The 21,232-nt window shown below is 69.7% G+C and carries 18 protein-coding genes; 14 read left to right on the top strand and 4 right to left on the bottom strand.

The features are described from left to right. Positions 1-103: 103 nt before the first annotated feature. The 4 genes from AQJ84_RS02495 (at position 104) to AQJ84_RS02480 (ending at position 3,363) form a co-directional block, all read left to right on the top strand. Positions 104-571, top strand: coding sequence for an NUDIX hydrolase (locus tag AQJ84_RS02495; protein ID WP_030040784.1), 468 nt, complete (start codon positions 104-106; stop codon positions 569-571). Positions 572-794: 223 nt separating this feature from the next. Next, on the top strand, positions 795-2,387 hold the full coding sequence (locus AQJ84_RS02490) for an alpha/beta hydrolase (protein ID WP_030040785.1): 1,593 nt from the start codon (positions 795-797) through the stop codon (positions 2,385-2,387). Between the two features lie 62 nt (positions 2,388-2,449). Further along, complete coding sequence (locus tag AQJ84_RS02485) at positions 2,450-2,848, top strand: RidA family protein (protein ID WP_030040786.1); 399 nt, start codon at positions 2,450-2,452, stop codon at positions 2,846-2,848. After that, entirely contained in the window at positions 2,845-3,363 is a 519-nt protein-coding gene (locus AQJ84_RS02480; protein WP_030040787.1) for a GNAT family N-acetyltransferase, read from the top strand. The genes AQJ84_RS02485 and AQJ84_RS02480 overlap by 4 nt, the downstream gene beginning before the upstream one ends. Before the next feature lie 4 nt (positions 3,364-3,367). Here the strand turns inward: AQJ84_RS02480 and AQJ84_RS02475 are convergent, their stop codons facing one another. After that, positions 3,368-3,946 (bottom strand): adenylosuccinate lyase, encoded by a 579-nt coding sequence (locus AQJ84_RS02475; protein WP_030040788.1) that lies wholly within the window; start codon positions 3,944-3,946, stop codon positions 3,368-3,370. Positions 3,947-4,339: 393 nt separating this feature from the next. Here AQJ84_RS02475 and AQJ84_RS02470 point away from each other — a divergent pair, with 393 nt between their 5' ends. The 9 genes from AQJ84_RS02470 (at position 4,340) to pssA (ending at position 15,303) form a co-directional block, all read left to right on the top strand. Then, positions 4,340-6,145: a 3-hydroxyacyl-CoA dehydrogenase family protein gene (locus AQJ84_RS02470; RefSeq protein ID WP_030040789.1), complete on the top strand. Its 1,806-nt coding sequence runs from the start codon at positions 4,340-4,342 to the stop codon at positions 6,143-6,145. Between the two features lie 184 nt (positions 6,146-6,329). Beyond that, positions 6,330-7,139 (top strand): TetR family transcriptional regulator, encoded by an 810-nt coding sequence (locus tag AQJ84_RS02465; RefSeq protein WP_030040790.1) that lies wholly within the window; start codon positions 6,330-6,332, stop codon positions 7,137-7,139. Positions 7,140-7,561: 422 nt separating this feature from the next. Beyond that, positions 7,562-8,899 carry a crotonyl-CoA carboxylase/reductase gene (gene ccrA / locus AQJ84_RS02460; RefSeq protein WP_030040791.1) on the top strand — a complete coding sequence of 446 codons (1,338 nt, stop codon included), beginning with the start codon at positions 7,562-7,564 and terminating at the stop codon, positions 8,897-8,899. Between the two features lie 8 nt (positions 8,900-8,907). Beyond that, positions 8,908-10,935, top strand: a complete 2,028-nt coding sequence (locus AQJ84_RS02455) for a protein meaA (RefSeq protein WP_053190276.1) — start codon at positions 8,908-8,910, stop codon at positions 10,933-10,935. After that, positions 10,932-11,891: an HpcH/HpaI aldolase/citrate lyase family protein gene (locus tag AQJ84_RS02450; protein WP_030040793.1), complete on the top strand. Its 960-nt coding sequence runs from the start codon at positions 10,932-10,934 to the stop codon at positions 11,889-11,891. The genes AQJ84_RS02455 and AQJ84_RS02450 overlap by 4 nt, the downstream gene beginning before the upstream one ends. A gap of 5 nt (positions 11,892-11,896) precedes the next feature. Beyond that, a complete protein-coding gene (locus AQJ84_RS02445; protein WP_030040794.1) occupies positions 11,897-12,409 on the top strand; it encodes a MaoC family dehydratase in 513 nt (170 codons plus the stop codon). Positions 12,410-12,411: 2 nt separating this feature from the next. After that, positions 12,412-13,626: an acyl-CoA dehydrogenase family protein gene (locus tag AQJ84_RS02440; RefSeq protein WP_053190277.1), complete on the top strand. Its 1,215-nt coding sequence runs from the start codon at positions 12,412-12,414 to the stop codon at positions 13,624-13,626. A 170-nt stretch (positions 13,627-13,796) separates the two neighbouring features. Further along, positions 13,797-14,453, top strand: a complete 657-nt coding sequence (locus AQJ84_RS02435) for a phosphatidylserine decarboxylase (protein ID WP_053190278.1) — start codon at positions 13,797-13,799, stop codon at positions 14,451-14,453. Next, the gene (gene pssA, locus AQJ84_RS02430) at positions 14,440-15,303 is read left to right on the top strand and encodes a CDP-diacylglycerol--serine O-phosphatidyltransferase (protein ID WP_079022597.1); all 864 of its coding nucleotides are present in this window, start codon (positions 14,440-14,442) and stop codon (positions 15,301-15,303) included. Before AQJ84_RS02435 ends, pssA begins: the two co-directional genes overlap by 14 nt. A gap of 100 nt (positions 15,304-15,403) precedes the next feature. Here pssA and AQJ84_RS02425 read toward each other — a convergent pair whose 3' ends face one another. The 3 genes from AQJ84_RS02425 to AQJ84_RS02415 all read right to left on the bottom strand — a co-directional run bounded on the left by AQJ84_RS02425 (position 15,404) and on the right by AQJ84_RS02415 (position 20,011). Continuing rightward, on the bottom strand, positions 15,404-16,834 hold the full coding sequence (locus tag AQJ84_RS02425) for a glycosyltransferase family 39 protein (RefSeq protein WP_374934645.1): 1,431 nt from the start codon (positions 16,832-16,834) through the stop codon (positions 15,404-15,406). A gap of 238 nt (positions 16,835-17,072) precedes the next feature. Beyond that, a complete protein-coding gene (locus AQJ84_RS02420; protein WP_051869976.1) occupies positions 17,073-19,304 on the bottom strand; it encodes a hypothetical protein in 2,232 nt (743 codons plus the stop codon). Further along, positions 19,301-20,011 (bottom strand): ABC transporter ATP-binding protein, encoded by a 711-nt coding sequence (locus AQJ84_RS02415; RefSeq protein ID WP_030040801.1) that lies wholly within the window; start codon positions 20,009-20,011, stop codon positions 19,301-19,303. The genes AQJ84_RS02420 and AQJ84_RS02415 overlap by 4 nt, the downstream gene beginning before the upstream one ends. A 769-nt stretch (positions 20,012-20,780) precedes the next feature. Here AQJ84_RS02415 and AQJ84_RS42845 point away from each other — a divergent pair. Continuing rightward, positions 20,781-21,185 (top strand): hypothetical protein, encoded by a 405-nt coding sequence (locus AQJ84_RS42845; RefSeq protein ID WP_157874916.1) that lies wholly within the window; start codon positions 20,781-20,783, stop codon positions 21,183-21,185. Positions 21,186-21,232 lie beyond the last annotated feature (47 nt).

Genomic DNA, 21,232 nt, shown 5'->3' with positions numbered 1-21,232 from the left:
TCCCCCCCACAGCACACCGGACGGGCGCATCATGTCCCATGACGGCCCGTCACCATGCCCTTTCCCTCGATTCGGGCCCCTTCCTCCCAGGAGAGGAGCAGCAGTGAAGCAGGATCACTACCACGATCCCGGCGCCCCTGCCGCCAACCGGCTCTGGCCGGTCGTGAACGTCGCGGTGGACGACGGCGAGGGCCGGCTGCTGCTCATCGAGCGGGCCGACGACGGTTACTGGGCGCTGCCCGGTGGCATGGTCGACGTCGGCGAGTCGTTCGCGCAGGCGGCGGTGCGCGAGGTGCGGGAGGAGACGGGTCTGGACATCACCGTCACCGGGCTCGTCGGCCTGTACTCGGACCCGGGACACGTCACGTCGTACGACGACGGAACGGTGAGCCAGGAGTGCTCGCTGGTCTTCCGCGGCACGGTCGAGGGTGGTGTGCCACGGACCAGCGACGAGTCGCGGACCGTGCGCTTCGTCGAGGTGCGGGACATCGGCTCCCTGCGCACGCATCCTTCGATGCGGCTGAGAATCAGCCACGCGCTCGAGCGACGGGAGCATCCGTACTGGGGATGAGACGTCCCGGTCAGGTCGAGGCCGAAGCAGTGAATTCTGTGGTGAACCCGTCGTTCGAGGCCCGGTTTCCGTGCACGATGCGCAAAGGCCGTGGCGAGCACGGCGCACATTCCTCCACCCAGGGAGGCTCCATGCCGCATCTTCCCGGGGGGCGACCCCCGGAGCCCTCGTCGGCCCCACAGGCCGCGCCTCCGTCCGGTACTCCCCTGCGAGGTGACGTTTCGTGAGGAAACGCGCAACCGCCCTGTGCGGCGCTGCCGCGGTCGCGGCCGGGCTATTGGTCTCGGTCCCGGCCGACGCCAGCACGGGTTCCGCGCAACGGAGCATCACCGCCGCTACCGCTCAAGCCGTGAAACCCGCCTGGAAGAAGTGCGGCACCACCGACTACCCGACGCTGCAGTGCGCGTCCCTCAAGGTGCCGCTCGACCACGCGAAGCCGCACGGCAGGCAGATCACGCTCGCGCTGTCCCGCGTCCCGCACACCGCGAAGAAGTACCAGGGCCCCCTGCTGGTCAATCCCGGCGGCCCCGGCGGCAGCGGTCTGACGCTCGCCGGTTTCGTCGCGTCCGCACTGCCCGAGGCGGTCGCGTCCCAGTACGACGTCATCGGCTTCGACCCGCGCGGGGTGGGCGCGAGCAAGCCCGCGCTGGACTGCCGGCCGGGCCACTTCGACCCGGTGCGCCCCGACTCGCTGCCGAGCGGGCCCTCAGTCGAGAAGGCCAACCTGGCCCGCGCCAGGTCCTTCGCCACCGCCTGCGGCGAGAAGTACGCGAGCGTGCTGCCGTACGTCAACACGCTCAGCGCCGTGCGGGACATGGACGCGATCCGCCGGGCACTGGGCGCCGAGAAGATCAACTACTTCGGGTACTCGTACGGCACCTACCTGGGCGCGGTCTACGGCAAGCTCTATCCGGAGCGGGTACGGCGCCTGGTCCTGGACTCGGTCGTCGACCCCACCGGTGTCTGGTACGAGAACAACCTCGCCCAGGACGTCGCCTTCAACGACCGTCACCGGGCGTTCATGGCGTGGGTCGCGAAGTACGACGCCGAGTACAGGCTCGGCACCGATCCGGCGCGGATCGAGGCCAGGTGGTACGCGATGCGGGCGGCCCTGGCCAGGAAGCCGGCCGGTGGCACGGTGGGCGCCTCGGAACTGGAGGACACCTTCCTCCCCGGCGGCTACTACAACGGCTACTGGCCCTACCTGGCCGAGGCGTTCGCGGCGTACGTGAACGACAAGAACACCGATCCCCTGGTCGAGGCGTACGAGAACTTCGCCGCCGTGGACGCCGCGGGCGACAACGGCTACAGCGTCTACACCGCGGTGCAGTGCCGTGACGCGTCCTGGCCGCGGGACTGGGGCCGGTGGCGCGAGGACAACTGGTCGGTGTACGCGAAGGCACCGTTCATGACCTGGAACAACGCCTGGTACAACGCGCCGTGCGCGTTCTGGCCGACCCGCTCTCTAAAGCCCGTGAACGTCGCCAACGGCAAGCTGCCGCCGGTGCTGCTCTTCCAGGCGACGGGCGACGCCGCCACCCCCTACGAGGGCGGCGCGACGGTCCACCGGCTGCTCGCCCACTCCAGTCTGGTGGTCGAGCAGGGCGGCGGGAACCACGGCGTCTCGCTGAGCGGGAACGCCTGCCTGGACGAGTACCTGGCGGCGTACCTGACCGACGGCACGGTGCCGCGCGGTGGCGGCGAGGCGGACGCGGTGTGCCCGGCACTGCCCGATCCGAAGCCGCTGAGCTCGAAGGCGGCTTCGACGTCGTCCCGCGGCTCGACACTGCACGGTCTGCTGGGCTTCCGCGGCTGAGACCGAGCACGGCCTGACGGCCCGTCGGGGGCGTTGTCGGACCCATGGTCCACCATGGACGCATGAGTGAGCTGACGAGGATTCCCGCCCCCGACGGAGTCGCCCCCTCCGCCGCGTACACGCATGTCGTCACGGGCACCGGCCGCTTCGTCGCGGTCTCCGGCCAACTCGCCCTGGACGAGGACGGCGGGCTCGTCGGCGAGGGCGACCCCGCGGCCCAGGCCCGGCAGGTCTTCGAGAACCTGCGCCGCTGCCTGGCCGCCGCGGGCGCCACCTTCGACGACGTCGTCAAACTCACCTACTTCGTCACGGACATGGCGCACATGCCGGCGATCCGCGCGGCCCGCGCCGCCTTCATCCCCGACGACCGCCTGCCGGCCGCCTCGGCGGTGCAGGTCACCGCCCTGGTCCGGCCCGAGTTCCTGATGGAGATCGAGGCGTTCGCGGTGCTCGGCGCATGACGGACCCGCGGGTGCGGCCGATGAGGTTCGCCGACTGCGACCGGGTCTCCCAGATCCGGGTGCGGGGGTGGCGGAGCGCGTACCGCGGGCTCGTGCCGCAGTCGTATCTCGACGCCCTCAGCGTGTCGGCGGACGCCGAGCGCAGACGCGCCCGCTTCCCGCACACGGCGGACGGTGTGGTGAACCTGGTCGCCGAGCGGGCCGGCGAGATCGTCGGCTGGGCGGCGCACGGACCCTACCGGGCCGGCGAAACACCCACCGATGACGCCGAGTTGTACGCGCTGTACGCCGACGCCGCGCACCTCGGCAGCGGGGTCGGGCGGGCGTTGCTTCAGGAGTCGGTGCGGCAGCGCTCGTCCCACCCGCGCATGCTCCTTTGGGTGTTGAAGGAGAACACGCGCGCCCGGCGCTTCTACGAGCGGGCGGGTTTCCATGCCGACGGCGCCGAGGAGCCCTTCGAGGTGGACGGCGTCACCGTGCCCGAGGTGCGGTACGTCAAGCGCCTCGGACACTGACGGTTCACCGCCGCTGCCGGGGAATCCGCGCCAGCGCGTGCACCGCCGCCTCGGCGAGCGAGGGATGCGCGAGTGCCTCGTCCAGGACGGGCCTGGCCCGCGCGTCGCCCAGCGTGCCGAGTCCCTCCACACACGCGAGGGCCACCCGGCGGTAGGGGTCGTGCGGGCGCAGCCGCCGTTCCAGCGTGGCGATCAGCGCCGGCACGGCCTCGGGCGCGCGCAGTTCCACCAGGAGCCGGACCGGGTGGAGGGCGTAGGCCACCCGCAGCTCGTTGGTGGCGAGGGCGGCGGCCGCGCGGGCGGTCCGGGGGTCACCGAGGCGGGACAGGGCGTGGGCGGCGGAGGCGCAGCGAGGCGGGTCACGGTGGTTGAGGAGCAGGACCAGGGCCTCGAAGGCCCTCCGGTCGCCCGCGACGCCGAGCCGGAACGCGGCGAGCTCCCTGGCCCACAGCGGCTGCCCGGGTTCCACGAGCACTCCGGCCAGCTCGTCGAGCTCCTCGGTCGCGACGAGACGCTCGAACGCGGCCGATCCGCCCGCCTCCCGCCGTAAGCGCTCCGTGAGTGATCGCAACTCTTCGTCCATGACGCAGAGATTAGGGGCGCGGCGGGGAGGCCGGGACCCACATCACAAAGTCGGGGGCTGGCGCGCTCGTTACCCACGGGTTAAGCTCAGACGAGCGAGTTACCCACTCGTGGATCTGCTCGTGGTGGCCTGGTGACGCAGCCGCCGCGAGAGCCAGTCGGTTCGGTACTCCGTGTACTGAGTTACGACCCGGCCCCGGGACAGGGCCGGTCGGTTCCGCCGTTTTCCGGGCGTGTGCACGCCCGGCGTGACGGCTCCGGGCGTGTGCGCCAGCAGCCCGGCAACACCCGCACTCCTTCTCGCACCCGGTGCGCCCACGGTTCGGCTCGCTCGAGCCTCCTTCGGCGCACCCGGGCGCGCTTCCAGTCGTCACCCTCATTCCTGGAGTCCGCGATGGCCGCTCCCCTGTCCGACACCCCTCTGTCCCCCTTCAAGACCGTCGCTGTCGTCGGCCTCGGCACGATGGGCACCGGCATCGCCGAGGTGCTCGCCAAGGCCGGCCGCGAGGTCGTCGGCATCGACGTCAGCGAGGCCGCCGCCGCCCAGTCGGTCGCCGCCCTGGAGGCCGCTACCGCCCGCGCCGTGGAGCGCGGGCGTCTCACCGGGCAGGAGCGCGCCGACGTGCTCGCCCGCGTGAGCACCTCCACCGATCTGCGCGCCGCGGCCGACGCCGACCTGGTCATCGAGGTGGCTCCGGAGTCCTACGAGATCAAGCACCAGATCTTCCGTGAACTCGACGGGATCGTGCGCCCGGAGACGATTCTGGCGACCGGCACCAACGCCCTCTCCGTCACCCGGCTCGCCGCCGACTCGGCCCGCCCGGAGCGCGTGCTCGGTCTGCACTTCTTCAACCCGGCGCCGGCGATGAAGCTGGTCGAGGTCGTCTCCTCGGTGCTGACCGCGCCCCAGGCCGTCGCGGCGGTCACCGACCTCGCGATCGAACTCGGCAAGGAGCCCGTCGCGGTCGGTGACCGCCCCGGATTCGTCGCCGACGGGCTGCTGTTCGGCTACCTCAACCAGGCGGCCGCGATGTACGAGGCGAAGTACGCCTCCCGCGAGGACATCGACGCCGCCATGCGGCTGGGCTGCGGGCTGCCGATGGGGCCCCTCGCCCTGCTCGACCTGATCGGTGTCGACACCGCGCGTACGGTCCTGGAGGCCATGTACGCCGAGTCCCGTGACCGGCTGCATGCCCCCGCGCCGATACTCAAGCAGCTCAGCGAGGCGGGCCTGACCGGCCGTAAGTCGGGCCGCGGCTTCTACACGTACGAGGCCCCGGGCAGCGCGACTCTCGTGCCGGACGCGCTGACGCCCCTCGCCGACGGCCCCGCGGCCCCCGGCCGGCCCGTGCGGTCCGTCGGTGTGGCGGGCTCCGGCACCATGGCGTCCGGTATCGCCGAGGTCTTCGCCAAGGCCGGGTACGAGGTCGTCCTGGCCGCCCGCAGCGAGGAGAAGGCACAGACCGCCAAGGCCCGGATCGGCAAGTCGCTCTCCCGCTCCGTCGACAAGGGGCGGATGACCGCCGAGGCCGCCGCGCAGACCCTGGAGCGGATCACCCCGGCGGGTTCCTACGACGCCTTCGCCGACGTGGATCTGGCGGTGGAGGCCGTCGCCGAGGACCTGGAGGTCAAGCAGCAGCTGTTCGCGACGCTGGACAAGGTCTGCAAGCCGGGCGCGGTCCTGGCCACCACGACCTCGTCCCTGCCCGTCATCGCCTGCGCCCGCGCCACCTCGCGTCCGCAGGACGTGATCGGCATGCACTTCTTCAACCCGGCGCCGGCGATGAAGCTGGTCGAGGTCGTCCGCACCGTGCTGACCGCCGACGACGTGCACTCCACGGTCCGCGAGGTCTGCGCCAAGGTCCGCAAGCACGCCGTCGACTGCGGTGACCGGGCCGGGTTCATCGTGAACGCGCTGCTCTTCCCGTACCTCAACAACGCGATCAAGATGGTCCAGGAGCACTACGCGTCCCTCGACGACATCGACGCGGCGATGAAGCTCGGCGGCGGCTACCCGATGGGCCCCTTCGAACTCCTGGACGTGGTCGGTCTCGACGTCTCGCTGGCCATCGAGAAGGTGCTGCACCGCGAGTTCCGGGACCCCGGCCTGGCCCCCGCGCCGCTCCTGGAGCACCTGGTGGCCGCGGGCTGCCTCGGCCGCAAGACGGGCCGCGGCTTCCGCGAATATGCCCGCCGCTGAGCGTCCCGGCGACCGGTTCGCGGGGGAGGCGGACTGGGGCGGGCTGCTCGAGCCGGGCGGGTTCGCGGCCCTGGCCGCGCCCGGCCCGGCCCCGGCCGCCCGGCCCGCCGCTCCCCCGCCCGCGGAGGGCGCAGGGACCCGGGGACATGCGCATCGAGCTGCGCACATGCAGTACGTTCAGGGCATGTCCCAGCCCGCCAAGTCCTCACGTACACCAGCTTCGCCCGACGCGCCGGAGAGCGCCGCGGGCTCTCGCGCCGCCGCGCAGCGTCTCAAGATGCGCCGGGAGCTGGCGGCGGCGGCGATGGAGCTGTTCGCGACCAAGGGGTACGAGGCGACCACGGTCGACGAGATCGCGGCCGCGGCCGGGGTCGCGCGCCGCACCTTCTTCCGCCACTTCCGCTCCAAGGAAGAGGCGATCTTCCCCGACCACGACGACACGTTGATCCGGGCGGAGGCGGTCCTCAACGCGGCTCCTGCGCACGAGCACCCGCTCGACACGGTGTGCCGCGGCATCAAGGAAGTCATGCGGATGTACGCGGCCCGGCCGGAGATCTCGGTCGCCCGCTACAAGCTGACGCGTGAGGTACCCACGCTGCGCGAGGCGGAGATCGCCTCCGTGGCCCGCTACGAGCGGCTCTTCACCCGCTATCTGCTGGGCCACTTCGACGAGCACGCGCACGACGACGACGCCAACGACGACCCGCTGCTGGCCGAGGTCGCCGCGTCCGCCGTGGTCACCGCCCACAACCACGTCCTGCGTCGCTGGCTCAGGGCCGGCGCTCAGGGCGACGTGGAGGCCCAGCTCGACCACGCCTTCGCGATCGTGCGGAAGACGTTCGGCTCGGGCATCGGCGCCGGGCGCACCACGGCCCCGAAGCGGGCCGCGGCGACGGTCTCCACCCACGGCGAGGTGCTGGTGACGGTCGCCCGCACGGACGCCCCGCTCGACCAGGTCATGCGGACCATCGAGGAGGCGCTCAGGGACCGCTGAGCACCCTTCGCCCCCTGTGATGACGGCCACCCCTCGGGGTGGCCGTTTTGGCATGTCAGGGCACCTTTTCAGGCACCTTCCAGACCCCGTTCGATCGATCATCGCTCATTTGTTACGTAAAGATTTCAGTTGAGAGGAAGTTCTGGCACTCAGTGCCTTGCGAGGTGACACGCGGTGTCATACGTTGAAGAGGTCCGGGCGGCCGGCGTGCAGAGACCTTTCGTACGTCGGCTGTCCCAGCAAGCCAACGGCTCGCCCGCCCGGACGCCTGCGTCACAGGCAACCTCCCGCGCCACACAAAGCGCTGCCGATCAGCACCACCCGCCGAACCGACGGCACTTCCCAACCCACCCTCAGCAGCACCGACGTAACCCTCAGCGTCTCCCCTCAAGACGCCATTCGCCGGAGGCAACACCGTGACCGTGAAGGACATCCTGGACGCGATCCAGTCGCCGGACTCGACGCCGGCCGACTTCGCCGCCATGCCGCTCCCCGAGTCGTACCGCGCCATCACCGTCCACAATGACGAGACGGAGATGTTCGCGGGCATGCAGACCCGCGAGAAGGACCCGCGCAAGTCCCTGCACCTGGATGACGTGCCGCTGCCCGAACTGGGCCCGGGCGAGGCCCTGGTGGCCGTGATGGCCTCCTCGGTCAACTACAACTCCGTGTGGACCTCGATCTTCGAGCCGCTGTCGACCTTCGGGTTCCTGGAGCGCTACGGCAAGGTCTCGGAGCTCACCAAGCGCCACGACCTGCCGTACCACATCATCGGCTCCGACCTCGCAGGCGTCGTCCTGCGCACCGGGCCGGGCGTCAACGCCTGGCGGCCAGGTGACGAGGTCGTCGCGCACTGTCTGTCCGTCGAACTGGAGTCGTCGGACGGCCACAACGACACGATGCTCGACCCCGAGCAGCGCATCTGGGGCTTCGAGACCAACTTCGGCGGCCTCGCCGAGATCGCGCTCGTCAAGTCCAACCAGCTGATGCCCAAGCCGGACCACCTCAGCTGGGAGGAGGCCGCCTCCCCCGGTCTGGTCAACTCGACCGCCTACCGTCAGCTGGTCTCCCGCAACGGCGCCGGCATGAAGCAGGGCGACAACGTCCTGATCTGGGGTGCCAGCGGTGGACTGGGCTCCTACGCCACGCAGTTCGCGCTGGCCGGCGGCGCCAACCCGATCTGTGTCGTCTCCTCCCCGCAGAAGGCGGAGATCTGCCGCGCGATGGGCGCCGAGGCGATCATCGACCGCACCGCCGAGGACTACAAGTTCTGGAAGGACGAGCACACCCAGGACCCGAAGGAGTGGAAGCGCTTCGGCAAGCGCATCCGCGAACTCACCGGCGGCGAGGACATCGACATCGTCTTCGAGCACCCCGGCCGCGAGACCTTCGGCGCGAGCGTCTACGTCACCCGCAAGGGCGGCACCATCACCACCTGCGCCTCCACCTCGGGCTACATGCACGAGTACGACAACCGGTACCTGTGGATGTCCCTGAAGCGGATCATCGGCTCGCACTTCGCCAACTACCGCGAGGCCTGGGAGGCCAACCGGCTGATCGCGAAGGGCAAGATCCACCCGACGCTCTCCAAGGTCTACTCCCTGGAGGACACCGGGCAGGCCGCCTACGACGTGCACCGCAACCTCCACCAGGGCAAGGTCGGCGTGCTGTGCATGGCGCCGGAGGAGGGCCTGGGCGTGCGCGACGAGGAGAAGCGCGCGAAGCACGTCGACGCCATCAACCGCTTCCGGAACATCTGAGGTCACAGATGACTGAGCGTCAGAAGGACCGGCCGTGGCTGATGCGCACGTACGCCGGTCACTCCACGGCCGAGGCGTCCAACGAGCTGTACCGGCGCAACCTCGCCAAGGGCCAGACGGGTCTGTCGGTCGCGTTCGACCTGCCGACGCAGACCGGCTACGACTCCGACCACATCCTCGCCCGCGGCGAGGTGGGCCGGGTCGGCGTGCCGATCGCGCACCTCGGTGACATGCGCAGGCTGTTCCAGGACATCCCCCTGGAGCAGATGAACACCTCGATGACCATCAACGCCACCGCCATGTGGCTGCTGGCGCTCTACCAGGTCGTCGCGGAGGAGCAGGGTGCGGACATCACCAAGCTCCAGGGCACGACCCAGAACGACATCGTCAAGGAGTACCTGTCGCGGGGCACGCACGTGTTCCCGCCGGTGCCCTCGCTGCGTCTGACGACCGACATGATCGCGTACACGGTCTCCCACATCCCGAAGTGGAACCCGATCAACATCTGCAGCTACCACCTGCAGGAGGCGGGCGCCACTCCGGTCCAGGAGATCGCGTACGCGATGTCGACGGCGATCGCCGTGCTGGACGCGGTCCGGGACTCCGGGCAGGTGCCGCAGGAGAAGTTCGGTGACGTGGTCGCGCGTATCTCCTTCTTCGTGAACGCGGGTGTGCGCTTCGTCGAGGAGATGTGCAAGATGCGGGCGTTCGGCCGCATCTGGGACCAGGTCACCCGCGAGCGCTACGGCATCGAGGACGCCAAGCAGCGCCGCTTCCGCTACGGCGTCCAGGTCAACTCCCTCGGGCTGACCGAGGCGCAGCCGGAAAACAACGTCCAGCGGATCGTCCTCGAGATGCTGGCCGTGACCCTCTCCAAGGACGCACGCGCGCGTGCCGTGCAGCTGCCCGCCTGGAACGAGGCGCTAGGTCTGCCCCGCCCCTGGGACCAGCAGTGGTCGCTGCGCATCCAGCAGGTGCTCGCCCACGAGAGCGACCTGCTGGAGTACGAGGACATCTTCGAGGGCTCGAAGGTGATCGAGGCGAAGGTGGCGACGCTGGTCGAGGAGTCACTCGCGGAGATGGAGCGGATCCAGAAGATGGGCGGCGCGATGGCCGCCGTCGAGTCGGGCTACCTCAAGTCGCAGCTCGTCGCCTCGCACGCCGAGCGACGGGCCCGGATCGAGTCCGGGCAGGAGAAGATCGTCGGCGTCAACATCTTCGAGACGACCGAGACCAACCCTCTGACCGCCGATCTCGACACGGCGATCCAGACGGTCGATCCCGCTGTCGAGGCCCGCGTCATCGCGTCCCTCCAGAACTGGCGCGACACCCGCTACCAGCCGCCCTTCAACCACCCGCGCCCCTGCAAGGCGCTGGAGAGGCTGAAGGAGGCCGCCAAGGGCACCGCCAACCTCATGGAGGCCACCCTGGAGTGCGCCCGCGCCGGGGTCACGACCGGCGAGTGGGCCGGCGCCCTGCGCGAGGTGTTCGGTGAGTTCCGGGCGCCGACCGGGGTCTCGTCGGCTCCGGTGGCGGTCGCCGCCGAGGAGGGCTCGGCCATGAGCGAGGTCCGCCGCAAGGTCGACCTCACCGCCGGGGACCTCGGTGTCGGCAAGCTGCGCTTCCTGGTCGGCAAGCCCGGCCTTGACGGGCACTCCAACGGCGCCGAGCAGATCGCCGTGCGGGCCCGCGACGCCGGGTTCGAGGTGGTCTACCAGGGCATCCGGCTCACCCCCGAGCAGATCGTGGACGCGGCCCTCGCCGAGGACGTGCACGCGGTCGGCCTGTCCATCCTCTCCGGCTCGCACGCCCAGCTGGTGCCGGACGTGCTCGAACGGCTGCGTGTGGCGGGTGCCACAGACATCCCGGTGATCGCCGGTGGCATCATCCCGAATGGTGACGCCGAACAACTGCGGGCCGCCGGAGTGGCCGCGGTCTTCACCCCGAAGGACTTCGACATCACCGGCATCATCGGCCGCATAGTCGACGAGATCCGGAAAGCGAACAAGCTCGACCCCCTGGAGGTCCCCGCATGACCGTCAACCGTCTGCGTCCCCGCCGCTCGTGTCTCGCGGTCCCGGGAAGCAACCCCCGCTTCCTGGAGAAGGCGCAGGGCCTCCCGGCGGACCAGGTCTTCCTCGACCTGGAGGACGCGTGCGCGCCGCTCGCCAAGCCCGAGGCGAGGCACACCATCGTCAAGTTCCTCAACGAGGGTGACTGGACCGGCAAGACGAGGGTCGTGCGCGTCAACGACTGGACGACCGAGTGGACGTACCGCGACGTCGTGACCGTCGTCGAGGGCGCGGGCCCCAACCTCGACTGCATCATGCTGCCGAAGGTGCAGGACGCCCAGCAGGTCGTCGCCCTCGACCTGCTGCTGACGCAGATCGAGAAGACCATGGGCTTCGAGGTCGGCCGGATCGGCATCGAGGCGCAGATCGAGAACGCGCAGGGCCTCAACAACGTCAACGAGATCGCGCAGGCCTCCCCGCGTGTGGAGACCATCATCTTCGGCCCGGCCGACTTCATGGCCTCGATCAACATGAAGTCGCTGGTCGTGGGCGAGCAGCCGCCCGGCTACCCGGCGGACGCCTACCACTACATCCTGATGAAGATCCTGATGGCCGCCCGCGCCAACAACCTCCAGGCGATCGACGGCCCCTACCTGCAGATCCGCAACGTCGAGGGCTACCGCGAGGTCGCCCAGCGCGCCGCCGCCCTCGGTTTCGACGGCAAGTGGGTGCTGCACCCGGGCCAGGTCGAGGCGTCCAACGAGATCTTCTCGCCCTCGCAGGACGACTACGACCACGCCGAGCTGATCCTGGACGCGTACGACTACTACACCTCCGAGGCGGGCGGCAAGAAGGGCTCGGCGATGCTCGGCGACGAGATGATCGACGAGGCCAGCCGCAAGATGGCGCTGGTCGTCTCCGGCAAGGGACGCGCCGCCGGCATGCAGCGCACCAGCAAGTTCGAGATCCCGGAGGCGTGACGGCTATGCAGTTCGGACGCACCTACGAGGAGTTCGAGGTCGGGGCGGTCTACAAGCACTGGCCCGGGAAGACGGTCACGGAGTACGACGACCACCTCTTCTGCCTCCTCACCATGAACCACCACCCGCTCCACATGGACAGCAACTACGCCGAGAAGACCACCGACTTCGGCAAGAACGTCGTGGTCGGGAACTACGTCTACTCGCTGCTGCTGGGCATGTCCGTGCCGGACGTCTCCGGCAAGGCGATCGCCAACCTGGAGATCGAGTCGCTGAGGCACGTGGCGCCGACCTTCCACGGCGACACGATCTACGGCGAGACGACCGTGCTCGACAAGTGGCCGTCCAAGTCGAAGAACGACCGCGGCATCGTCCACGTCGAGACCAAGGGCTACAAGCAGGACGGCACGCTGGTCTGCGTGTTCCGCCGCAAGGTGATGGTGCCGACCGAGACGTACATCAAGGAGCGCGGCGGCGAGCAGCCCGGCCGCCCCGAGCTCGAGCAGCAGGAGAAGTAGCCATGGCGCGACTCGCCCAGACCCACGGGCTCACCGACATCCAGCAGGAGATCCTCTCCACCGTCCGCGACTTCGTGGACAAGGAGATCATCCCGGTCGCGACCAAGCTGGAGCACCGCGACGAGTACCCGCAGCAGATCGTCGACGGCCTCAAGGAGTTGGGCCTGTTCGGTCTGATGATCCCCGAGGAGTACGGCGGTCTGGGCGAGTCGCTCCTGACGTACGCGCTGTGCGTGGAGGAGATCGCCCGCGGCTGGATGTCGGTGTCCGGCATCATCAACACCCACTTCATCGTGGCGTACATGCTCAAGCAGCACGGCACGCAGGAACAGCGGGACCACTTCCTGCCGCGCATGGCGGCCGGCGACATCCGCGGCGCGTTCTCGATGTCGGAGCCGGGCCTCGGTTCGGACGTCTCGGCGATCACCTCGAAGGCGGTCAGGGACGGCGACGAGTACGTCCTCAACGGCCAGAAGATGTGGCTGACGAACGGCGGAACGTCAAGTCTGGTCGCCGTTCTCGTCCGAAGTGACGAAGGACACTCCCCCGAAGAGGCGGCCGCCAAACCCCACAAGTCGATGACCACCTTCCTGATCGAGAAGGAGCCCGGCTTCGGAGAGGTCCGTCCGGGCCTCACGATCCCCGGGAAGATCGACAAGATGGGCTACAAGGGCGTCGACACCACCGAGCTGATCATGGATGGCCTGCGGCTTCCCGCCGATCGGGTGCTCGGCGGCGTCACCGGCCGAGGTTTTTACCAAATGATGGACGGCGTCGAAGTGGGCCGCGTCAACGTGGCCGCGCGTGGCTGCGGCGTCGCTCAGCGTGCGTTCGAACTGGGTGTCTCGTACGCCCAGCAGCGCCACACGTTCGGCAAGCCGATCGCCCAGCACCAGGCGATCCAGTTCAAACTCGCCGAGATGGCTACCAAGGTCGAGGCGGCCCATGCGATGATGGTGAACGCGGCTCGCAAAAAGGACTCCGGGGAACGTAACGACCTTGAAGCAGGGATGGCGAAGTACCTCGCCTCCGAGTACTGCAAGGAGGTCGTGGAGGACGCATTCCGGATCCACGGCGGCTACGGCTTCTCCAAGGAGTACGAGATCGAGCGCCTCTACCGCGAGGCACCGATGCTGCTGATCGGTGAAGGTACCGCCGAGATCCAGAAAATGATCATCGGTCGCAGGCTGCTCGAGGAGTATCGGTTCCAGGGCTAGATGTCCGGGTTGGGGGTGTTTTCTTCGAGAAGAAGATCACACCCCGTCAACAGGGTTCAGCCGCCGACTCGGCTTCCTGGCTTGCCCAGTTGTGGCCCGCGACCGGTACGATCCGGTAAAGCCGCCGTCCCCCTCCCGCAGCGCGGCATCATCCGCTACGAAGGTCATCCATGCCCCACAGCCAAACCTCTGCACCTCGCGACAGCCTGGCAGGCGTACGCCTCGCGCGCGGAGCATCGCCGTGGCTTCTCCCGACCGTCGCCACCGCAGCCCTCAGCCTGGCCCGTGCCCGCCGTTCCGGCGCGGCCAAGGCCGTCGCCGTGCCCGCCACCGCGCTCGCGGCGGGCATGCTGTGGTTCTTCCGCGACCCCGAGCGCGAGATCGCCCAGGGCCGGGTCATCTCGCCCGCCGACGGCGTGGTGCAGAGCATCATGCCGTGGAAGGACGGCCGCACCCGCGTCGCGATCTTCATGAGCCCGCTCAACGTCCACGTCAACCGCGCGCCTCTCTCCGGCACGGTGACGTCGGTCGAGCACATCCCGGGTGGGTTCGTTCCGGCGTTCAACAAGGAGAGCGAGAACAACGAGCGCGTCGTCTGGCACTTCGACACCGAGCTCGGTGACATCGAGATGATCCAGATCGCCGGCGCGGTGGCCCGTCGCATCGTCCCCTACATCCCGCAGGGCACGAAGGTCGAGCAGGGTGAGCGGATCGGCCTGATCCGCTTCGGCTCGCGGGTCGACATCTACCTGCCCGACGGCGTGGAGGTGGCGGTCGAGGTCGGCCAGAAGACGGTGGCTGGGGTGACTCGCATTGACCGTGATTGATCCGGAGACCCAGGCGGGCTGGGTGCCCGAGGCCGACGAGGTGGACGAGGCAGAGGAGATGCCCCTCTCTCTCCGCCTCTCAATAGCGGACACCCTCACCCTCGGCAACGCCACGTGCGGCTTCATGGCGGTGTACTTCACCACCACCGGCATCCTGATCCCGCACCTCACGGCCAGCCAGGAGTCCGGCATGGCCCGCAACAGCGCGGCCACGGCGGTCATCCTGATGCTCTGCGCGGCGGTCTTCGACCTGTTCGACGGCCTGGTGGCGCGCAAGCTGCGCTCCTCGCCGATGGGCGCGGAGCTGGACAACCTCTCCGACCTGGTCAGCTTCGGCCTGGCCCCGGCGTACTTCGTCCTCGTCTACGGCATGGTCGCGAGGGACGCGCACGAGCGGGTCGCGGCGGTGGGCGCGATCGTTGTGCTGTTGGCGGTGGTGCTGCGGCTTGCCCGCTTCTCGTGCGTCACCGTGAAGGACGGCACGTTCCAGGGCATGCCCTCGCCGTTCGGCGCACTCACGGTCGTGTCGATCGTGCTGCTCGAGCTGCCGTTCGAGGCGACGCTGCTGGCGGTCGTCGGTACCGCGTGGCTGATGGTGAGCCGGGTCGAGTACCCGAAGCCGCGGGGCGTCCTCGCGGTGGCCATGCTCGCCTGGATCGTGTCGGCCATGGGCATGCTGGCGGCGTGGGCGTTCGACGCGCCGGGCGGCCAGGTGCTGCTGCAGACGGGCTGCGCGCTGCAGATCGTGATGGCGGCGACGATCCCGCTGTTCGCCACGGCCCGCCGGGTGAACACCTTCCGTGACAACCGGCGCGAGAGCCGCGAGGCGCGGGCGGCGCAGGTCCCGTAGCCCTGCTTGTACGTTGCCCGAGGGGCCTGGACCGCATCGTGATTCGGTCCAGGCCCCTCGGGTTTTCCCGCGCGGCACCGGCGATGCCCCACCGGTCTGGTCACAGCCGCTCGTACACCGTCACGCGCCGCCCGCGGACCTGCTTGTCCGCGACCACTGTGAAGCACTTCTCCAGGACGGCGATCTTCTCCTTGTCCCTTGCCGCCGACACCGGCCGGGCCACCTCGGGCACATCGGTGACCAGCACGATCCGCCGCTGCTCGAGCATCGCGGTCCGTATGCTCCGCGGGCTCGCCTCCTCACCCTTCAGCGTCCCGGACGCCACCGGACTCTCCGCCAGCGCGACGTCCCGCAGGCCGGCGAACGCGGCGGGGGAAACCAGCGCGGTGTCACGGCGGGCCGCCGGAACGAAGACGACCGCGTCGCCGTCCTTCTTGAGCTCTCGCACGTCCGCCGCCACCGCCAGGACATCGTCCACGCGGCTGGCCGGGGACCGTTTGGCCAGCGATTGCGGCCACAGCGCGATCACGGCCACGGCGACCACCACCGGCACCAGCCACCGTGACACCCGGGGGAACCGCGGACTGATCATCCGCGCCACCGCACCCAGTGCCGCGCCGATCAGCAGGGCCAGGCCCAGCATGCTGAACAGGACGTAACGGTCCAGGAAGAGTGGCTTGGCCAAGGAGAGGCCGATCAGGCCGATCTGCGGCACGGCCAGCAAGGGCAGCGCGACGGCCGCCAGCGACAGTCTGCCTGCCCGTGGCCGGTCGAGCAGGGCGCCGAGAGCGCCGATGGCCAGCACGATCGCCGGGCCGATCAGCATGTGCCAGGTCAGCGGCGGGATCCAGGACACCTGCCGGGACTGGGTGAGGGAGAAAAGGATCAAGGGCAGGGCAGCCGCCACGGCGGCCGTGCCCGCCCCCGCCCAGCGAATCCATGTCCGGCGCCCGGTTCTCGTCCAGGCCAGGGTCGCCGCGTGCGCGGGCAGTATGAGCAGCGACAGCCAGTTGAGCAGCGCGCACAGCAGGACCGTGCCGCCGTAGGCCGCCCAGTGGGCTTTCCGGTCGCGTCCCTGCAACGCGGTGACCAGCAGCAGTGTGGAGATGCCGGCTCCGGCCGCGACCAGTGCGTACGGGCGTCCCTCCTGGAGGTAGAACTGCACGGCGGGGAGCAGCCCGAAGACCAGCCCTCCGCCCAGACCCGCCCGGCCACCGGCCAGCCGGTGGCCGATGACCGTCACACACGCCGCCGCCACCGCCCCGGCCAGCACGGAGGGCAGGCGCAGTGTGGCGATGCCGGGCCCGAAGCATTCGAAGAGCCCGTGCATCAGCAGGTAGTAGAGGCCGTGTACGGCATCGACCTCCCCCAGCATGCGCCAGATGTCGGCGACGGGCCGCCGGGCCACCTGCCAGGTCGCGGCTTCGTCCCGCCACACGCTGTGCTGCCGGGACAGCCCCCACAGGCCCAGGGCGATGGTCCACAGCAGCGGTATCAGCCAGACGGGCAGCCGGCGCCGCAGGATGGTCATGTGGCAGCTCATGAAGTCGTTCAGGTCCTTGGGATGGCGGAGCCGGCCGAAGTCGACGTCGGGCGTCTGACGACACGCCCGACGCGGGCCGATGACCGCGTGCGGGAAGAGCGCCCTGGCGGGCGGGAGTGGGGTCGGCTGGATCACCGGCGCGGGCGGGAAACGCTCACGTCGGGATGGCCTCAGCCCCCGGGCCCCGGGGGCGGAACCGGGTGTGCGGGCCGAGCCAAAGGGACAGCTAGGCTCGCCAGTCGCGCGCCTGCCGCCCGGCGATCCGGGCAGCCCACAGCCCCATCACGACGGCCACGGCGAGCACCACGGCGACGGCGGTCGCCATCAGGCTCCCGGGGACGAAGTAGGCCATTCCCGGCCGGGCGACCGGTCGTGCGGTCCAGGCGGCGACGACGCATCCCGCCAGCGCGGCGAGCGTGAGCGGCGCGACGATCGCCCAGGCCGCGCTGCTGCGGAAGACGCGGTATCCCCCGGTCAACACGGTCAGCGGCGCAAGTGCCCGGCCCTGGCGCAGGAACTCGGCCTTGCCTCTGAGACCGATGGCGAGCACGAGGATTCCCATCCCCAGCACACCGAAGAGCCGGATCCACCGGCCCTGGTCCCGGTCCGGAATGCCGTCCACCAGCCACTCCTCGCCGGGGTAACGGACCTGGGCGCCACGGGGATAAGCCCGGTAGGAGGCTTCCTTGAGAGCCGTGACGGCGGGGAGGCCGCCGTCAACCCTCACCACCGCCAGGGTGTTGGTGCTCTGCACGGTCTGCTCGGCCAGCTCGGCGTGGTCGGCTCGGACCACCTTCAGATAGGTACCGCCCTCCGTGTTCCAGCGGAGCAGCTGCTGCAGGCGCCGGTCGAGAGCGACATCGACGCGGGCCGGCTTGGACGCACACGGCAGCCGAAGGCTCTCCAGAGCGACGCATCCCCCGCTGATCGTGACGGGGCCCTCACCGGCGGTGCGGGCAGGCGCGAGGACGACCGGCGCATGGCCCTCGGGGATGGACTCGAGATAGGCGGCGGCCTCTGTGGCGGAGGCCGTCCCCCTGGGGCCGATCTCGGCCACGTTCCTGTCGGCGGCGCTGAGGATCTCCTCCATTTCGGCGTGGTAGGTCCCGAACATCGCCTGCCAGGCGAGGGCCTGCGTGAAGACGATCAGCGCGACCGTCACACCCGTGACCAGGCGGGCCGTGGCGGCCGGGTAGTGGCTGAGGCGGCGGCCCGCGATCAGCGCGCCGGCCCACCCCCGCTGTCGTCCGGCCCGCGCCAGGCTTCCCCCGAGCCTGGCCACGACGACTGCCACCGCGGCCGGCAGGGTGAGGACGACGAGGGCGAGGCCGACCCAGCTGATCCATGACCGGTACTGCGTACTGTCGCCGGCCAGTTCCGGACCGCGGCTGGCGAGCAGGACCGCCGGCGCGCACAGGAACGCGAGGTACCGCTGTCGGCGTGACCTGCTCGCGGTGGCGGGTCGGGTCCCCTTGACCCGGCTGGACAGCTGGTCGCTGATGACGGCGAGGGCCAGCGCCGTCACCACGGCGGCCACGGGAGTCAGCAGGACCGGCCAGCCGTGCTGACGTACGTCGGTGGACGACGTCACGTAGCCGACGAACGGGACGCGGACGTCGACGAACGCGGCCGCGGCGAAGAACGGCACGGACGCGAGGGCTCCCAGCGTCACCGGTCGCATCGCCTCGCCCACGGCGATCAGCGCGCGGTCGCGCCCCAGTCCTCCCAGGGCCTCGACCAGGGCGCCTCTGCGGTCACGGCCATGTGCCCCGGCGCGGAGCGCGGTGAACAGCAGCACGAGACTCGGTACGAGCAGCAGGCCGATGACGAGGCTCTGGAACATCCACTCGGGCTTGTCGTTGTCGCCCCCCGTTCCCGGCTGCAAGCCTTCGGCCGGCGTGCCGGCCTTCGGCCCGAAGCCGACCACGGCCTCGATCGGCGCCTCGGCCTTCATGCCCTGGGCGGGCCGGACGTAGGCGAGCCACTCCCCGGGGTCGTCCAGCCCCTCCTGCCCGACCGTGCCGGAGAGTTTTCCGTAACGGTCGGCGATTCCCTCCGCGGCGCCGGCTTTCAGCAGACCGGGGGACAGAACGGCCTCACCCGGTCCCGGCCAGCGATCCACTCCTGGAGGAAGCGGGGCATTCGACGTTCGCGGCGCGATGAACACGACGCTGAAACTCCGCTGCCCCTTCAGCGCGTCCGAGCCGACCAGCCACAACGTGGCACGGCTGGCCCGCGATTGCTCTGTCTGCCCGACCGGAGTCCTGGCGTCGCGCCGCAGTTCCTTGCCGGCATAGGTGGCGTGCACCATCGCCAGCAGGCCCAGGCACAGTGCGACGGCGAACGCCGAGAGCGCCAGGGCCGCGGCCCTGGTTCCGGCCGCCTCCGAGCGTCGACCCGCGTCGCGCCCTATACGCAGCAGCTGACGTGACAGGCCGCCGTGGCCGGCCCCGCTCACGCCTGCACCGCCTCCTGTGCCCGGGCGGGGACCAGCAGACCGGCCTCGAGACGCAGCACCCGGTCCGCTCGTGCGGCAACCTCGACATCGTGCGTCACCAGCACCAGCCCACACCTGCGCCGCCGAGGGAGATCGAAGAGCAGTTCCGCGATGCGGGCAGTGGCGTCAGGGTCGAGGGAGCCCGTGGGTTCGTCGGCCAGAATCAGCTCGGGCGAGTTGATCAGCGCACGAGCCACGGCTGTCCGCTGATGCTCTCCTCCGGAGAGTTCCTCCGTCGTCCCAGCCCGCGGAACGCGTAGTTCGTCCAGCAGTTCCTGTGCCTGGCGGTACCCGCCGGCGCGGTCGGAGCGCGACAAAAGCGCGGCCAGCGCCACGTTGTCCAGCGGGCTGAGTTCGGGCAGCAGCTCCCCGAACTGGAAGACCGTGCCGATCGTTTCGCTGCGCAGCCTGGCGAGCTGCCTACCCCGCAGCTTCGTTACGTCCGCACCGCTCACCCTGATGCTTCCGCCGTGCGGCTCGATCAGACCGAGGATCGACGAGAGCAGCGTGCTCTTGCCCGAGCCGCTCGGTCCCGTGATCGCTACTGACTCGCCGGCACTGACAGTGAGTTGCAGGCCCTTGAAAAGGGCCCGGTTCCGGACCGAGTACTTCAGATCCTGAATGCGGAGTACGGGATCGGGCGCGGGCCCGCTGTCGGAGTTGCTCACGTGATGTGCCCTCGGGTAGCTGTTGCCGCGTCACCGTGCGACGTCGCGGTGGCGCCGCGGGGCAGAGGCGAGCCCCCTGTCCCGCGGATGTCGGGCTCTTCCCGTGAGCATGAAACAGCGCCCCCGTGAATCGTCCCCCGTTGCGCGAGAGAGGTCAGCCCCTCGCGATCGGTGCCGATAGTAGGCCAAGGCGATCAGCGGGCAAAAGAAATAGACCAACACGCCCTCGGCGCGTTCACGTTGCACACGGAGACAAATCGGGCCTAAGGATCTCGATGGGCTTCTATGACCCCGACACGTGACGCACAGGGGAGCCGATCGGAACACAGCGCACACGAGCCCGCGTCTGTGACGTGGGACACGCTGATTTCGTGCCCATTGAAGGGTTTTGACGGATAGGCAGCAATGTCGGCCTCCCGAAGAAGCCTCGCCCCTCGGTCGGTTGCACCGATCCCTCCAGGACAGTAAGTCGCTTACTCCACAACGAAGTTGAGAACTCGCGGGGATAAATCTCCCCTTCCCCAGTGAAGCGTCGAGCGGTGTTGCGAGCCCCGCCGGAATTGCACTTGCCTGCCGCCGGCTTTGACATAAGATCTTGCACTGGTCGCGAGGAAGGCCCTTCTTCTCGCTTCCATGGGGGGATCTGCAGCAAAAGCCGCCAGGCGTGACCTGCCTGGCGTTGCCTTCCCATGGGTGCGCCCTATCTGAGGGCCGTCTCGTAATGGCCGCCAACCGCAGCTGTTGAGTTGCTGCGCCAAAGGGGAGAATCATGCAGATAACCAGGACTGCCAAGAAGGCCGCGATGGCGGTTGCCATGCTCGGGGCCGTTGCGGGGGCATCGCCGGCCTACGCCGACGCCGGCGAAGACGTCACGTCCAGGCTCAACCACCACACCAACCCCAACATCCACATCTCCTACGCCTACAGCCTGCAGTCGAACGGCAACAAGAACGTCGCCGTTCGCGACGAGAGGGCGGACGGCAACGGCGTCTACTCGGAGTTCGACCGCAAGAACACCAAGGGCCTCCGCCTCCTGAACAACCAGGGCCAGGGAGAGACCACGTACAGCGACTCCTCCGCGAGCAACTACGTCGTGAAGGTCACCGCTTGCGTGCACTTCGACGGGACCCCGGACAAGTGCGGCCCGGACGACCGGCCCGGCGACGGACGCTGATCCCACGCCCTGTGTGGCAGATGCGGCATCTGCCACACAGGGCGTCC

Source organism: Streptomyces resistomycificus (genome assembly GCF_001514265.1).
Classification (GTDB): domain Bacteria; phylum Actinomycetota; class Actinomycetes; order Streptomycetales; family Streptomycetaceae; genus Streptomyces; species Streptomyces resistomycificus.
The sequence above is the reverse complement of the archived record's forward strand: the minus strand, read 5'-3'. Positions and strand labels throughout refer to the sequence as shown.